This window comes from Thioalkalivibrio sp. ALMg9 (genome assembly GCF_000380625.1).
GTDB classification, from domain to species: domain Bacteria; phylum Pseudomonadota; class Gammaproteobacteria; order Ectothiorhodospirales; family Ectothiorhodospiraceae; genus Thioalkalivibrio; species Thioalkalivibrio versutus.
Genome location: NZ_AQYC01000008.1, coordinates 564,256 through 579,316, shown reverse-complemented (window position 1 = coordinate 579,316; position 15,061 = coordinate 564,256). Strand labels below are relative to the sequence as shown.

15 protein-coding genes are annotated in these 15,061 nt (G+C 68.5%); 4 read left to right on the top strand and 11 right to left on the bottom strand.

Features of this window, described 5'->3' with window-relative positions; translation table 11 throughout:
- Window positions 1-184: 184 nt before the first annotated feature.
- The 3 genes from F792_RS0108145 to epmB form a co-directional block, all read right to left on the bottom strand.
- Window positions 185-2,257, bottom strand: a complete 2,073-nt coding sequence (locus F792_RS0108145) for an EAL domain-containing protein (protein WP_018169151.1) — start codon at window positions 2,255-2,257, stop codon at window positions 185-187.
- Between the two features lie 4 nt (window positions 2,258-2,261).
- Complete coding sequence (locus F792_RS0108140; RefSeq protein ID WP_018169150.1) at window positions 2,262-4,145, bottom strand: hypothetical protein; 1,884 nt, start codon at window positions 4,143-4,145, stop codon at window positions 2,262-2,264.
- Between the two features lie 89 nt (window positions 4,146-4,234).
- A complete protein-coding gene (epmB, locus tag F792_RS0108135; protein ID WP_018169149.1) occupies window positions 4,235-5,278 on the bottom strand; it encodes an EF-P beta-lysylation protein EpmB in 1,044 nt (347 codons plus the stop codon).
- Window positions 5,279-5,355: 77 nt separating this feature from the next.
- Here epmB and efp point away from each other — a divergent pair, with 77 nt between their 5' ends.
- The 3 genes from efp to dacB all read left to right on the top strand — a co-directional run bounded on the left by efp (window position 5,356) and on the right by dacB (window position 8,480).
- Window positions 5,356-5,919 carry an elongation factor P gene (efp, locus tag F792_RS0108130; protein ID WP_026182087.1) on the top strand — a complete coding sequence of 188 codons (564 nt, stop codon included), beginning with the start codon at window positions 5,356-5,358 and terminating at the stop codon, window positions 5,917-5,919.
- Between the two features lie 25 nt (window positions 5,920-5,944).
- On the top strand, window positions 5,945-6,904 hold the full coding sequence (gene epmA / locus F792_RS0108125; RefSeq protein WP_018169147.1) for an EF-P lysine aminoacylase EpmA: 960 nt from the start codon (window positions 5,945-5,947) through the stop codon (window positions 6,902-6,904).
- A gap of 175 nt (window positions 6,905-7,079) precedes the next feature.
- The gene (gene dacB / locus F792_RS0108120; protein ID WP_026305933.1) at window positions 7,080-8,480 is read left to right on the top strand and encodes a D-alanyl-D-alanine carboxypeptidase/D-alanyl-D-alanine-endopeptidase; all 1,401 of its coding nucleotides are present in this window, start codon (window positions 7,080-7,082) and stop codon (window positions 8,478-8,480) included.
- Between the two features lie 79 nt (window positions 8,481-8,559).
- Here dacB and F792_RS0108115 read toward each other — a convergent pair whose 3' ends face one another.
- Window positions 8,560-9,129: a hypothetical protein gene (locus tag F792_RS0108115; protein WP_018169145.1), complete on the bottom strand. Its 570-nt coding sequence runs from the start codon at window positions 9,127-9,129 to the stop codon at window positions 8,560-8,562.
- 67 nt (window positions 9,130-9,196) lie between these two features.
- Complete coding sequence (locus tag F792_RS0108110) at window positions 9,197-9,748, bottom strand: hypothetical protein (protein ID WP_018145353.1); 552 nt, start codon at window positions 9,746-9,748, stop codon at window positions 9,197-9,199.
- A 159-nt stretch (window positions 9,749-9,907) separates the two neighbouring features.
- Between F792_RS0108110 and F792_RS0108105 the strand changes: the two genes are divergently transcribed.
- Window positions 9,908-10,381: a YhcB family protein gene (locus F792_RS0108105; RefSeq protein ID WP_018145354.1), complete on the top strand. Its 474-nt coding sequence runs from the start codon at window positions 9,908-9,910 to the stop codon at window positions 10,379-10,381.
- A 277-nt stretch (window positions 10,382-10,658) separates the two neighbouring features.
- Here the strand turns inward: F792_RS0108105 and F792_RS0108100 are convergent, their stop codons facing one another.
- From F792_RS0108100 to F792_RS0108075, 6 genes are all read right to left on the bottom strand, one after another.
- The gene (locus F792_RS0108100) at window positions 10,659-11,054 is read right to left on the bottom strand and encodes a hypothetical protein (protein WP_018145355.1); all 396 of its coding nucleotides are present in this window, start codon (window positions 11,052-11,054) and stop codon (window positions 10,659-10,661) included.
- Window positions 11,055-11,145: 91 nt separating this feature from the next.
- On the bottom strand, window positions 11,146-11,871 hold the full coding sequence (locus tag F792_RS0108095; protein ID WP_018169144.1) for a glycosyltransferase family 2 protein: 726 nt from the start codon (window positions 11,869-11,871) through the stop codon (window positions 11,146-11,148).
- 7 nt (window positions 11,872-11,878) lie between these two features.
- Window positions 11,879-12,601 (bottom strand): 3-oxoacyl-ACP reductase FabG, encoded by a 723-nt coding sequence (gene fabG, locus F792_RS0108090; protein WP_018169143.1) that lies wholly within the window; start codon window positions 12,599-12,601, stop codon window positions 11,879-11,881.
- Window positions 12,598-13,059, bottom strand: coding sequence for a hypothetical protein (locus tag F792_RS0108085; protein WP_018169142.1), 462 nt, complete (start codon window positions 13,057-13,059; stop codon window positions 12,598-12,600). Before F792_RS0108085 ends, fabG begins: the two co-directional genes overlap by 4 nt.
- A gap of 30 nt (window positions 13,060-13,089) precedes the next feature.
- Window positions 13,090-13,869 (bottom strand): beta-ketoacyl synthase chain length factor, encoded by a 780-nt coding sequence (locus tag F792_RS0108080; RefSeq protein WP_018169141.1) that lies wholly within the window; start codon window positions 13,867-13,869, stop codon window positions 13,090-13,092.
- A complete protein-coding gene (locus F792_RS0108075; protein ID WP_018169140.1) occupies window positions 13,866-15,053 on the bottom strand; it encodes a beta-ketoacyl-ACP synthase in 1,188 nt (395 codons plus the stop codon). The genes F792_RS0108080 and F792_RS0108075 overlap by 4 nt, the downstream gene beginning before the upstream one ends.
- Between the last annotated feature and the right edge of the window lie 8 nt (window positions 15,054-15,061).

Here is a 15,061-nt window from a genome sequence, read left to right as displayed (position 1 = left end):
AAAACGCTGTGCAGGAAGACGGGATGGGCGGCCGCATACTCGCCGCCGCAGCCGGGCTTCCCTGCGCGGTCGCGAGCCCGGTTCCTCACACCCCAGGGTCTAGCTGTGAATCGCCCTTGACCTGCCCGGCGCCGTGTTCTCTGCGCGTTCTGTGGGAGAAGCCGGAGTCCGCGAGGTGGGGGGCTCAGGTCGAGGCGAAATCGAAGGTGGGGGCGGGCATCGGTGCCTGCAGGAAGTAGCCCTGAACGAGGTTCACGTTCAGGCTGTAGAGCACGGCGAGCACGCTGGCGTCCTCGACATAGGGCACGATGACCTGCTTGCCCTTGGCATGCGCGGCATCGGTATGTTCGCGGATCAACTGCTGGTTCTCCTCGCTCTCGGCCAGGTTCTTCACGTAGGACGGGTCCAGCTTGATGTGATCCGCCTCCAGGTGCTGCAGGAGCTGGAACGGGTTCAGCCCGCTGCCGAAGTCGTCGATGCACAGATGGCCGTGCATTTCCTGCAGCCCGCGGGCGACGTGGATCGCCGGCTTCAGGTGGGTAACCACGGTGGGTTCCTTCAGTTCGACGACCACGTTGTCGGCGGGGATGCGCATGCCGTGCAGGTCGTTGTGCAGCCAGCTGACCACGGAGGGGTCGCCTAGTGAGCCGTTGGTCAGTTTGAGGAAGAACTGGGTGGTCGGGTCTTTCTTTAGCTGTTCCGTCAGCATCTGCAGCGCAGTCTTCAGGACCCAGCGGTCGATGGGTGCCGCCATCTCGGTGCGCTCGGCACTGGGCAGGAAGGCATCGGGCTCGTGGATATGCCCCTCGGCGTCACGCAGGCGCACGAAGACCGAGTAGCGCGGGCGATCGGCACCGTGCAGGTTCACGATCGGCTGATACAGCAGTTCCAGGCGATCGTGTTCCAGGGCGTCCTGAATGCGCAGCTTCCACTGCTGGTCGTTCTGCGCCTGGGTCATCTCGCCCTCTGCGGGGCGGAAGAAGCGGTGGTTTCCGCCCCCAGCCTCCACGGCCTCTTGCAGGGCGCGGTCGGCGTGGGTCAGCAGTTCTTCGGTATCCACCGCCGTCTCGTCGGCGATCACGATGCCGGCCGACAGGCTACAGTTGGTCGAGGCGTTGCCGAGCTCGAAGACACGTCCGGTGACCGCTTCCATCAGACCGTGGATGCGGGCCTCCACCTCGTTGCGCCGGGTGTCGGGGACCACGATCCCGAAGTGCTCGGCCTCCAGGCGTGCGGCGATGGCCGGGTCGGGAAAGTGATCCTCGATCAGCTTGCCGATATCGGCAAGCAGCAGATCGCTGGCGGACATGCCGACGTTGGCCCGGATCTCGGGGAAACGGTCGACCGCAAGGGTGACCAGGGCGAAGGGCTTTTCCGACTGCGCGGCCTGGCTCTGCGCGGTCTCGATCATCCCGGAGAAGTGCTGGCGGTTGTAGAGCCCGGTGACCAGGTCACGCTGCGAGAGGTAGTCGATCTTCTCGGCCAGCTCCGGATCCTCCTGGGCCGAGTCCAGCAGCACCTGGGTGCAGGCCTCCCCCTCGACGCTGGCGGTGGACAGACGCAGGTTGGCCTCGAACGGCGTGCCGTCAAACGCCTGCAGCTGGAAGGCCTGATGGGTCTGGTCACCTTCCTCGCCACTCTGGAAGCGGCGCAGCAGGCCCTTCAGTTCGTCGCGGCTCTCCGGGGCGATCAGGTCCATCAGCGGCAGGCCTTCCACTTCCTCCGGATCGGCAATCCCGAAGCGTTCACGCCAGGACGCGTTGGCATAGATGTGCATGCCCTCGTGGACGTAGGCGATGGCGTCGCGCGAGTTGTCCAGCAACAGTTGGCAGCGGCGTTCGGACTCCTGCAGCGATGCGTCCATGCGCCCCATCCGCTGGCGCAGCTGGAACTGCTCGGCAGCGCGCACCGCAAGGATGCCGGCCAGTTCGTGCAGTTCGTGATCGACGACGGCATAGGCGCCGGCCTCGTAGTCGTCTATGCGTGCGGGTTCGGGGCGCTCGGTCATGATGACCAGCGGGGTACGTCGACCGGATGCGTGCAGCGCCGCGTCGACGTGTTCCCGGGTCAGGGCCAGGCCGGGTTCGATCAGGACGATCACGTCGAAGCGCCGGCCCTCCAGCGCCTCGGCCAGGGCGTCGCTGCCGGATACCTGCTCCGGCCGGATCGCGCTGCCGCGGGTCCGGATACTGCTGATGACCTCTTCAGCCCGGTTCGGGTTGCTGGTCACGAAGAGCGTGCGAATCGTTTCGTTCATGGGGCTAGTCGTCGCGGTTGCGGGTAGTGAATGGCGGTCCGTCGTCATCCGCGATGGCCGGTCCGTCGGCGATGTCGGGCGTCTCGCCGGCCGGTTGGTGGACCTCCAGGCCGGTCATGCGGCACCCGACCTCGGTAAACAGAGTAGTGCCCGTGCGCTCGCTGTCCAGTTCCAGAACACGGGCGCGCCTGTTCAGCCAGCAGACGACGCGTTGTTCATGATCGAATACCTGCGCCGGCAGGAACAGTACTGCCCCGTCGGCATCGGTGCGCTGCGGGGCGAACAGTCCTGATTGCGGGACGCCCGCCGCCATGCCATTGCGGAAATCCTGAATCTGCATGGGCAGGCAGCGATCGGCGAGAAATTCCACGCCGATGCTGATCAGACTGCCGGCCTGGTCGTCGAAGCGAATCCAGCGCAGAACCCCGATGGTCCAGCGATGGCCATCCACGGCACGCAAGCCGACGAGGTCCCCGATCAGCAAGGGCTGCTGGGGGTTGTCCAGGCGCAGACGCACGCCGCCGGCGCCGATGTCGTCCACCTGCCAGTGTTCCGGGGGGTGACGCTTGGTGATCGGTCCCGTGGATTCATCGCGGGCGGCGATCTCGAGTCCGCGCCCGACATCCTCCCAGGCGGTCGCGGCGGTATTCGGCGTGTCGTCCGCCAGTGGTTGCAGGTCGCGCTCGCGGTCGGAACGGTGCGGGCTGTCTACCAGGGCGAGATCCGAGCCGCGCAGCGCGGCCTTCGACATTTCGAACACGCTGACGCCGCGGTCGTGTTCTTGCAGGGATTTCAGGCTGGTCTCCGGCGCTTCCGCTGCCCCGGTGGTCTCGGTCTCGGGCGCGCGCCGGCTGTCCATTTCCATCAGCAGGAAATCATGGATACGTTCCAGGCCCATCACGCAGATCCGCTGCAGGTCGCTGGCGCTCTCGCGACTGTGACGGCGGGTCGGCAGGTTCGACCACAGGCGCAACAAGTGTTCGGCCAGCGGCTGTCCCTCGCCGCGGCGGCGCGGTTCCAGGTCGTCGGGGCGTTCACGAAGGGCGTCCAGCGCCGGCGTCAGCTCAATGAAGCAGGCGGGTTCGGTGGCCGGTGTCCCGCGCAGGACCAGGCCCGGGGCGTGGTCGCGGTCGAGATTGCAGCGCAGTACGGGAAGATCGGGGTGTTGTTCCGGGTCGGGGGCGGCGGTGCAGGCGAGGGGCAACGTGTTGGCCCAGCGAGCCAGCAAGTCCATTTCGCCCATCTTCAGCGCATTGGGATCGGTGCTGCCCAGTATCATCAGCCGTGCGCTCATGGCTTCGATGCGGTCCACCTCCAGCGGGCCGAAGCGCTTGTCGGTGGCGGGCCGCTCGTCGGCGATTCCCTGCTCACGCGCCAGGCGCAGCACATCGAACAGCCGCTGCCAGTGGCCAGGCGGCACGGACTGGTACAGCCGCCAGTGGTGCATGCTCAAGGCCCCCAGCAGGGCGACTGCGGCCTGCAGGGGTGCTGTCAGGCGTTTCGCGTGGCGGTTGTCGTGCGCGTCCGCGCGTTCGCGGACCACCAGCAGCTCCGCGGTGAGGAGGGCGCGCACGGCGGCGCTGTAAACATCGGCGCGCTTGCGGCTGCGGTTGCCCAGCGGCAGGGGCCGCTGGCGCAGCAGTCGCTCCATGGCCGGGAGTAGCGGCAGGAGATGATCTTCCAGTATTGCGACCAGCGTGGCTCGGGTTCCGGGGCGAAGTACGATCGCGTTCAGCCCGTCGAGGGCCTCGCGGATGCGCTGGATGCCGAGCTCCGGCTCGCTGCCGGGCAGCTCCGCACACCAGGCGTCCAGTGTTTGCGGGGTCTGGTGGGGGAAGCTGTCGGGACCGGCCGGTTGGGTGGGCAGCTCGGGCAGGGCTTGCAGCATGGGCGTGTCCAGTGGTTGCTGGGCCGGTTGCAGGATTCTGGCGCTACTTTAGCAGCAAACCGCGCAATCGGTGTGGGTGCCGGTGCGGCTCATTCATGCGCGGGAAACGGTGTCTGCAGGGTCTTGCCGGGTTCTCCGGCGATCTCGCGCGCCAGTCGCGGGACCAGGTAGCCCGGCAGGCGGGCGTGCAGGGCGCGGTAGAGTTCGCGCGCGCGGGCGTCCGGTACCTCGAAGTGGGCTGTGCCGCGGGTGCGGTCGAGCTGGTGCAGGTAGTAGGGCAGCACGCCCAGGCGGAAGCCGGCCTCCTGGAGTTCAATCAGGGTCTCGGTGTCGTCGTTGATGCCGGCCAGCAGTACCGCCTGGTTGAGGAGCGTGACCCCGGCGGCGCGCAGGCGATCGATCGCTGCATCGGCCGGTGCGGCGAACTCGCGCGGGTGATTCGCGTGCAGCACCAGGATGTGCTGCAGACGGCCCTTGCCGAGCCAGGCCAGCAGGCGGTCGTCGACCCGTTCCGGCAGCACCACCGGCAGGCGTGTATGGATGCGCAGGCGCTCGAGGTGCGGGATGTTTCCGAGCCGGTCCGTCAGCCGTTCCAGGCGGGTATCCGACAGGCTCAGCGGGTCGCCGCCGCTGAGGACGACCTCGCGGATGTCCGGATGCGCCGCAATGTAGTTCAGCGCGGGTTCCCAGTCGTCCCGGGCCGGATTGTGGTCGGCATAGTCGAATTCGCGGCGAAAGCAGTAACGGCAGTGGATGGCGCAGGCCCCGGTGGTCAGCAGCAGGGCACGGCCGTGGTACTTGTGCACCACGCCGGGGGCGGCCAGCGCGTCGTGGTCGCCGACCGGGTCACTGACGAACCCCGGGGACTCGATGGCCTCGCGCGCGTCCGGCAGGGCCTGCAACAGCAGGGGATCCCGTGGGTCGCCGGGGCGGATGCGGGCCAGGTAGCTCTCCGGGATGCGGGTGCGAAACAGCCGGTGCCCGGCCTGCATGCCCGGCAGGGACTCGGGCGGCAGTCCCAGGCGTGCGGCCAGGGTCTCGGGATCGGCGATCGCGCGCGCCAGCGCCTGCTGCCAGGCCGGTGTGGATGCCGGTTCGGCTGGCTGGGTTCCGCGCGCCTCGCGCGTTATCATGACGGGCTTTGTGGGCATGAATCGTTTCCGGACGGGGCGGCATGTCCGCGCCACGCATCATCGAGGGACAGCGCGCAATGGCAACCTACAGTACCAACGAATTCAAGGCCGGTCTCAAGCTCCTGCTGGATGGTGACCCGCAGGCCATCGTGGAGAACGAGTTCGTCAAGCCGGGCAAGGGCCAGGCCTTCAGCCGGGTCAAGCTGCGCAATCTGCGTACCGGCCGGGTGCTGGAGAAGACCTTCAAGTCCGGCGAGTCGGTGGAGGCCGCCGACGTGATGGATACCGAGATGCAGTATCTCTACAACGATGGCGAGTTCTGGCACTTCATGGTGCCGGACACCTTCGAGCAGTATGCCGTCGGCGAGGCCGCACTGGGTGATTCCGGGCAGTGGCTGAAGGAGCAGGATATTTGCACCGTGACCCTGTGGAACGGCGAGCCGCTGTCGGTGGTGCCGCCGTCCTTCACCGAGCTGAAGATCACCCAGTGCGATCCGGGCCTGCGCGGTGACACCGCGCAGGGCGGCACCAAGCCGGCCACGCTGGAGAGCGGCGCGGTGGTCAAGGTCCCGTTGTTCGTCGAAGAGGGCGAGACGGTGAAGGTGGATACCCGCAACGGCGAGTACGTCTCGCGCGTGTGAGCCGGACCCCGGCAGGCCCTGCGACATGACCGACTGGCGTCCGGGTGCGGCGCCGGCCCGCGCGGCGCGCGCCCGCCTCCTGGCCGGGTTGCGGGCGTTCTTCGCGGCCCGCGGGGTGCTCGAGGTCGAGACCCCGATCCTGAGCCGGGGCGCGCCGCAAGATCCAATGCTGGAGAGCTGGGAGGCGCAGGCGCCCGGCGGCGAGCGCGGCTACCTGCAGACCTCGCCGGAATACCCGATGAAGCGCCTGCTGGCGGACGGCGCCCCGGATATCTACCAGATCGCACGGGTGTTCCGCGGCGGTGAATCCGGCCCGCGGCACAACCCCGAATTCACTCTGCTGGAGTGGTATCGCCTGGGCCTGGACCACCACGCACTGGCGCGCGAGGTGGTGGCCCTGATCGCGGATCAGGCCGCGCAGTCTCCCGACTGGCACGCGCCCCGGGGGTGCGAGGCGATCGCCTATGCCGATCTGTTTCGCTCGACTTTGGGGGTAGACCCGGCGGAGACGAATGCCGCGGAGCTGGAACGGGTCGCGGGGGACCACGGGCTGGTCATCCGCGGCGGGCTGGATCGGGATGGCTGGCTGGATGCCCTGATCAGCCTGGTGATCGCGCCGGGCTTCCCGCCGGACCGGCTGACAATCCTGTTCGACTACCCCGAGAGCCAGGCCGTCCTCGCGCGCCCCTGCGCGGACCGGCCGGGCTATGCCGCCCGTTTCGAGCTCTACTGGGGCGACCTGGAGCTGGCCAACGGCTATCACGAGCTGACCGATCCGGTGGTGTTCCGCAGCCGTCGCAAAAGGGATATCGCGATCCGCCGTGCGCGTGGTCAGCCACTCCCGCCCGCGGATCGGCACCTGGAGGCGGCACTGGAGGCCGGGCTGCCGGACTGCGCGGGCGTGGCCCTGGGCGTGGACCGGCTGCTGATGCGTCTGTTGGGGGTGTCGCGTATCGATCAGGTGATCGATTTCCCCTGGGCGTGACGAAGCCCACCCGGAGGGCTTGTCGCGGCCGAGATGGCGGCACACTATAGGGGCCGTTGCCGAAGGCTCTCATGCAGGATGGCTGGTCTCAATGTCCCCTTGTCGTTTTTCGCGTCGCCCCGGGCCCCGGTCCGGACCTTCCTGGTGTTTCGTATCCGTCGCTTTGATCCTCTTGTTGTGGCTGGCACCGCTGGCCGCACAGGCCCAGTTCGAGCATCTCCCGGGACCGCTGCAGCGGGCGATCGAGAGCCAGCGTCTGCCGCCGGCAAATGTGGGCTTGTGGGTACAGCGGATGTCCGATGGCGCGGTCCTCGCGCGCCTGAATGCCGATCAGCCGTACAACCCTGCCTCCACCATCAAGTTGGCTACCTCGCTGGCGGCGTTGCACGAGTTGGGGCCGGAATACACCTGGACCACCGAGGTGTGGGCTACGCGACCGGTGCGCGACGGTGTATTGCGCGGCGATCTGGTGATCCGTGGGACCGGCGACCCCGGCATGGTCAGCGAGGAGCACTGGCGCATGCTGGGGCAGTTGCGTCAGACCGGGCTGCGGCGCATCGAGGGCAACGTCATCCTCGACGCCTCGCATTTCGAACTGCCTCCGGGCCATCCGGCCGCATTCAATGACCAGCCGCTGCGGGCCTACAACCAGCTGCCCTATGCCCTGCACGTAAACGCCAACGCCCAGCGCTTTCGCGTGCGGCCGGAGCGGCATGGGAACGGGATCGACGTGACCGTGGATCCGCCGCTGCCGGGGCTGACGATCGAGAATCGCCTGCAGCCGTCGCGTGGTAGCTGCGGGGCCTGGCAGCGGGGAATTCGCTTTGACGCCGACCCCGAGGCACAACGCGTGACCCTGGCCGGCGAGTACCCGGTTAACTGCGGGGACTACGAACTGCTGCGTACGGTCCTGACGCCGGAGGCCAATCACGCCGAGATGTTCCGTCTGCACTGGTCGCAGTGGGGTGGTGAGCTGACCGGCGACATTCGCCCCGGCGTGCTGCCGGTGCTGTACGACGAACCGATCCTGCGTCATACCTCGCGGCCGCTGGCGGATCTGATCCGGGTCTCCAACAAGTGGAGCTCCAACGTGATGACCCGCCACCTGCTGCTGACCCTGGGGGCGCGTCACTTCACCCCGCCGGCCACGCTGGAGAAGGGGCAGCAGGCCCTGCTGGAGTCGCTGCGCGGGTTGGGGGTCGAGGTGGGTGGCATGGTGGTCGACAACGGGTCGGGGCTCAGCCGCGACACCCGCATGACCGCGCGCCAGCTGGGCCAGATCCTCGAGGGCGGATGGCAGCACTCTCACCGTCCGGAATTCCAGTCCTCCCTGGCCCTGGCCGGGCTGGACGGGACCCTGCGCAATCGCTTCCGCAACGGCAGCCAGCGCGACCTGCGCGGGCAGATGCACCTGAAGACGGGGCACCTCAACGAGGTCTCTGCGGTCGCCGGCTACGTGCGCACGCAAGGTGGGGACGACCTGGCCGTGGTGGTGCTGGTCAACGACCCCCGCGCGCATCAGGGCCTCGGCCGGAACCTGCAGGATGCCGTCCTGGAGTGGGCCCACCGCCTTTGACGCCCGGCGTTTATCCACCACGAAGCGCGCACGAAGGGTTAGGTTCGCGCGCTTCGTGGTCAGAGGGCCTTGATTGACCTCAGGGTGAGTCGAGCTTCCAGTTGGACATGATCGGGAGGCGCGAGACATCGACCTCCAGGGCCGTCAGCCAGTGCGCGACCATGCGGTTGGAGTTGTTGCGCAGGGTGTAGGCCTCGGGGTGTTCGACAAAGGCCATGTCCCATTCTGTCGATACCTCGCGGTCATCGTGGCCCGCCTGCCAGATTCCCTCCAGCGCCTCGCGCAGTGCCGTGACCCTGGCCCCGGGGACCGTCAGCAGATGCAGTTCTTCCAGCGGCACGCGCAACTGGGTCGCCGTCGCGTCTTCCAGGTTGGAGCCGGTCAGGGATTGCCGGCCGAGGCCCGCCCGTGTGGGCAGGAACAGCCCGGCCAGCCCCTGCAGGGGGTTGATTCGCCGCTCGACGTAAAACGACCAGTCGCCGTAGGAATAGCGCAGCCAGGCGTCCGGGGTCGCGGTCGGCAGGACCAGACTGGAGTGATGGCCGTGGTCCAGGAGTGCCACAGTGACCGGGTCTTCCGGTTCGGCCGGCGGCTGCAGGGTGACTGCGGCGCAGCCTTGCAGGAGCCACAGGGCAATTACGGCCAGCATCAGATGCTCGAGGCGGAGCGTGCCTCGGCGGCGTGGCCTGCAAATGCTGGAATGGCGCACGGGTTGGTCAGTGGTGCTCGAGCTTGCCCAGCTCCGAGAGGATCGAGAGCACCAGCGACTCGCCCTGGGCGTCCATGCCGCGGCACAGCACATCCGGGTCACGCTCGCCGTCCACCAGGCGCTTGGTGATGCCACCGAGGCGCGCCATGTCGCCCCCGGCCCGGCTCATCTGTTCGGCCATCTGCGACAGCCAGTGCAGCGACTGGGCGTCTCCGTGGGCCGCGCCGTGGATCATCTGGGCCAGTCCCGGTGCGGCCTGCGCCGGATCGCCGCTTTGCTCGGGGTCCGGCAGGGTGGAGGGATCCTGCAGGCCGGCCAGGATCGCCGTCAGGATCACCGTGTCCTCGTCGTCCAGCCCCTGCAGCAGGGACGTGTCGCGTTCGCCTTCGAGCACGCGGCGGATGCGCAGGATCAGCTCGCCCCAGCCGGCCTCGTGGGCCTGGTTCAGCACTGGCTCCAGTTCGCGGCGGGTCTCCGGGTTCTGGGTGGCCTGCACCACCAGGTTGATCAGGCCGGCCTGGGCCTGGCGGATCTGCTGGGCATGTTGCGGTTCGATCATGGTGGGTCTAACTCTTGGTTGTACGGCGGATTGAAACGGCTTCCGGGGGCCTTCCTGCGTGGTTCCGGTGTCCCTGTTGTGGCGAGGTTAGCATGCCCGGCAGTGCGTTCGGCGAGGGCCTGCGGCACAATGGCGGCTCCATTTGCAGAGGATGTCGTGGTGGAAGAACAGACAGCAGTGGGGCTGTGGGTGGCCCTCGGGATCCTGGCCATCGTGGTTGCCGCCCTCGTGGGTTTCTGGGTGGGCCGCGTCACCAGTGACGAGCGCAAGCTGATCCGCGAGCTGGAAGAGGAACTCGACCGGCGCATGCAGGAACTGACCCGCTACCGCAGCCAGGTCAACGACCATTTCGATCGCACGGCCACGCTGTTCGCGACCATGGCGGGTTCCTACCGCGACCTCTACCACCACCTGGCGCAGAGCGCGGAGGAACTGGCGGACAAGCCGACCCGTGATCGCCTCGAGGACCGGGCCGGGCAGCTTCTGTCGCACATGACGCGCCGTGACTACGGCGCCGGTCCCGGCGAGGCGGCCGGCGGCGCCAACGAATCGGACGCCCAGGACGACGAGCCGACCCCCAAGAGTTCCGAGGGCGAGGCACGCAAGCCGGACGAACGCCCGCGCCCCGACTGACCCGTGACCGCGGAGTCGGTTTGGGATCACCACGAAGCACAGGAAGGCACGAAGAAAACCTGAAAAGCATCCACCAGGTAGGTGCGAAGACTGAATGATGGGCAAGACCGCAACGGAGGAGCAAGACTCTTCCGTCACCGCATTCCTTCCGATCTCCCCGCCTTCCTGAAAATGCTCTTTTACGGGTTTTCTTCGTGCCTTCGTGCGCTTAGTGGTGAAAGGCCCTTTGCCCTGGACGCACGGCGCCGGGGCGTGCCCGACACGGTGCGGGGTGGGCTCAGAGGGCGGAGATCTGCGCCCGGATCTGGTTGTCCAGGTTCTGGATCCAGTTGTTGTAGTTCGGGTGGATATTGCCGTCCGCGTAGTTCAGGTTGGTGCTGTCCTTGTAGCGAATGCTGTATTCACCCGCCGCATAGGGGATCTCCACTTCGGCGACGTGGTCGCGCAGCGCAAGTCGCCCTTCGAGCAGCCCCGGTTCCACTTCTTCCATGCGCCAGCCCAGCGCCGTTCCGGCGGTGCGGATGGCGCGTTCCATCTGTTCGGCGCTGGGGCGTTCACCCGCAACATCGGTGACCGTGGTATCGCTGACGTTGTGCACGGGGACCGTGCCGCGGCAGCCGGCCAGCGCGATCAGGCTGGCAAACAAGATGACCAGCAACGTCCTGGTATTCATGGCGTTTTCCTTCTGGGATGGGTGCGTCGAGAGTGTAGACATGCGTGCCGGTGGTTTCCAAGGGCGCGGCCCGGAGCGCACGCCGGGGCCTTCAGCGCAACAGGCCCCGCGAGCGCAACAGCCCCAGCGGGCGCATTCCGCGGCGCAGCAGGTGGCCGGCGACCATGGCGATGATGCGCAGGGTGTCCGCGGTCGCGCGGTAATGGCTGGGGCGGTGGTTCTCCGGGTAGATACAGCGTACCGGGACCACCCGCACCGGGAATCCCAGCCGCTCGGCGACGATTAGGGCCTCGCTTTCGAACACGAAGCCGCGCGCCCGGTGATGACGCAGCTCGAGGCGTCGCAATAGCGCCGCGGGATACAGGCGGAACCCCGACTGCGAATCCTGCAGCGGTTGCCCCGAGGCCCAGGCAATCCAGAAGTCCGCCATGCGGTTGCCGAACAGACGTAGCGGCGGGGTATGTTCGCGGCCCTTGAGTCGGGCCCCCAGGATCAGCCGCTCGGGGGTCTCGCGCCAGGCGGCGATGAGGGCCGGGATCTCCGTGGTGTCGTGCTGGCCGTCGGCGTCCAGGGTCACCACGGCATCGGCCCCGGTGGCCAGGGCATGCTGCATCCCGGCCCACAACGCGGCCGCCTTGCCGCCATTCTCGGGCTGCCGAAGGACCTCCGCCTGGCCCTCGATCAGGCTTGCGGTCGCATCCTCGGAGCCGTCGTCCACCACGATCACCCGGTCCACGTGGGCGCGGGCGCCAGTGACGACCTCTTCGATGGTGGCCGCCTCGTTGTGGGCCGGGATCAGGGCAACGACGTGGCTCATGACGGGATCAGGCGAGGGCACCATTGACGCCGATGACCTGACCGGACACGTAGCTGGCGCCCTCGCTGGCGAGGAAGCCGACCACACTCGCGACCTCCGCGGGCTGGCCGGCACGGCGCATGGGTACGACGGTGCGGATGCGGTCGGCATCGAAGCTCGAATCGCTCATCGGGCTTTCGATGATCCCGGGGGCGACCGCGTTGGCGGTAATCCCGCGCGAGGCGACCTCCTGGGCCAGCGAGCGAATGGCACCATGGAGCCCGGCCTTGGCCGCTGCGTAGTTGGCCTGGCCGCGATTGCCGATCTGCCCGGCGACGGAGGAGATCGCCACGACCCGGCCCCAGCGGGTGGTGATCATCGGCAGCAGTAGTGGCTGGGTGACGTTGTAGAACCCGTTCAGTCCGACGTCGATCGGTCGGTCCCACTGCTCGCGGCGCATTCCGGCCAGCGGCGCATCGTCGTGGATGCCTGCGTTATGCACCAGGATCTGCACCGGTTGTTCGGCCGCCAGGGGCTCCAGGGCCTCGCGGCAGGCCCCCTCGTCGGTGATGTCGAACACCAGCACGCGGGCCTGGCCGCCGTCGGCGCGGATGGCCGCGGCTGTTGCTTCGGCCGCGTCGGCATTGCGATGGGCGTGCAGGACCACCTCATGGCCAGCCGCGGCCAGGGCTTGGGCAATGGCGGCGCCGATGGCACCGCTGGCTCCGGTAATCAGGGCGCGTGCAGTCACGGGGTCTTTTCCTCGTCGGCGGGTTGCAGGATCACCGTCGCGCGGGCGCTCAGCACCGGCCGGTCACCGGCGGTGACCCGCAGGTCGTAGATCGAGCTGTGGGTATCCGACAGGATGCGTTCGGCGTGGATCTCGAGCGGGTCGTCGAGGCCGTCGAGACGTTGGACCCGCAGTTGCAGGTTGCGCACGGCCGCCAGGTAGCCGGCCCGGGGCGGGCCGCCATCCGCCAGCAGCGCCCCGTGCACGGCCATGCCCTGGGCGCCGTATTCCAGTGCCGCCAGGGCATGCAGGCCGCCTTCCCCGCGCAGCGGGTTGGCCGGATCCCGGTGGCTGTCGGCACGACAGTGGATGGCGTCGTCGGACCAGGCCTCTACCGAATCCAGCAGGCACATCGCCCCGGCGTGCGGCAGCAGCCGGCAGATGGCGTCGTGATCCAGGGTTTCGGGTCGGGATGGCATGCGCGGGATCTTCCTGATCCAAGCGATTGTTCAGGGCTCGATGCGGATGCTCAGCGACCGGCCCAACGGGGCGTCAAGCGTAACATGGCCGGCCGTGCCCCGGGCCAGTTGCTCCAGCAGGGGCAGGGCGCGTGCCGCCGGGTTGCTCTCGCGCAGGGCCTCCAGCTCGTCAGCCACGCAGCGATCGGCGGTGGCGGGTCCCTTGAGGTCCATCTGCAGCCGCCAGGTGGCGCCCTCCACCGGCCCCAGGCGCAGGGCGACCGCGAACGCATGGTGGATCGGGCGCACGCGGATGAATGTCTCCATCGACGGTACGTCGTAGCAGGTGAGCAGCACCTCGCCACCCTCGCACTGTTGCAGCGTCGCGGCCTCCAGCAAGCCGGCGGCCACCGTGGCGTTGTAGCCGGATACGGCGGTCGCCGGGGCGGGGTTGCGGGTGGCGATCGACCAGTTACCGGCCGGGGCGTTGTGCACCGAATTGTGGAACTGGACCGGCGAGACCACCGGCTCCGGCTGGGTGAGCGCGTCGCAGATGCGATCGATGATGTCCATGTCGCCGGAGGACGAGGCGAACACGCTGCGCAGTTGGCTGCGATCGCTGTCGGTTGTGGCCTCTTCCGCCACCTTCAGGGCCAGGCGAATCGTGGTCGTGGTGCGTCGACGCTCGTTGGCGGGGAGCAGCCGCACGGGTGGGATATTGATCGCGTCACCCGCCAGAGGCGCCGTGCCGGCGAGGATGGCGCGGGCGGTCTCGAAGTCGTCCAGTCCCGGGCCCAGCAGTCCGACCGCATGCAGACCGATGGTGTTCATTGCGGTGCCTCCAGCAGCAGGCTGCAGTTGTTTCCGCCGAACCCGAAGGCGTTGACCAGGACCCGCCGAACCGGGCGTTCCTCGGTCTCTGCCCGTGCATCCAGGCCCAGTTCCGGGTCCGGGTGCCCCAGCCCGGCGGTCGCCGGCACGAAGCCGCCGGCCAGGCTGGCCAGTGCCTGCGCGACCCCCACCGCGCCGGCAGCCCCGAGGGTATGCCCGGTCAGGCCCTTGCTGCCCACCGCGCGCGGGGTCGGGCCCAGGCGGTGGATCAGGGCGTGGGCCTCGGAACGGTCGTTGGCCGGGGTCGCGGTGGCATGCATCAGCACATAGTCGATCTCGTCGCCTTGCCGCCCTGCACGGTCCAGGGCTTGCTGTAGTGCCGTCGCGGCCCCCAGGCCTTCCGGGTGCGGGGCGGACATGTGGTGGGCATCGCTGGATTCGCCGTAACCGGTCAGCCGCGCGCCGTGGGCATTCGCGGAGGGGCGCTCCAGCAGGAAGAAGCCGGCGGCCTCGCCGATGGAGATCCCGGCCCGGTCGCGATCCAGCGGGGTGCAGGGCTGCGCGGCGACCAGCTGCAGGGCGTCGAAGCCGTACAGCGTCATGCCGCACAGGCTGTCGACGCCGCCGACCACGGCGGCGTCGCACAGTCCCGCCGCGATGTAGCGCCGGGCATCGGCAAAGACCTTGGCGCTGGACGAGCAGGCCGTGGAGACCACCATGGCGGGGCCGGACAGGCCGAGGCGGGTGGCAACAAAGTCGGCCAGCGAGAACATGTTCTGGGTGTGCTGGTAGTCATAGTCCGGTGGCAGGGCCCCGGTCTGCGGGTCACGCCGGTGGTACGCGGCCTCGGTGGCGGCGATCCCGGAAGTGCTGGTGCCCAGCAGTACGGCCACCCGGTCGGCCCCGTGGCGCTCCACTGCAGCCGCCACCGCCTCGGCGAAGCCGTCCTGGCGCAACCCCAGCTCGGCCAGCTGGTTGTTGCGACACAGGAACGGGGCCAGGGCGCCCTCGAGGGCGATGGCTTCCACACCCGGTACGCGGCCGACGTAGGTGTCCAGGTTGACGCGCTCCAGGTCGCAGGCACGCAGTCCGCTGGTGCCGCTGCGCAGGGCCTCGGCGTTGGCGGCGATCCCGGTGCCGGCGGCACTCGTCAGGGTGTGGGCAGTGATGACCAGGGGGTCCATGGACGGGC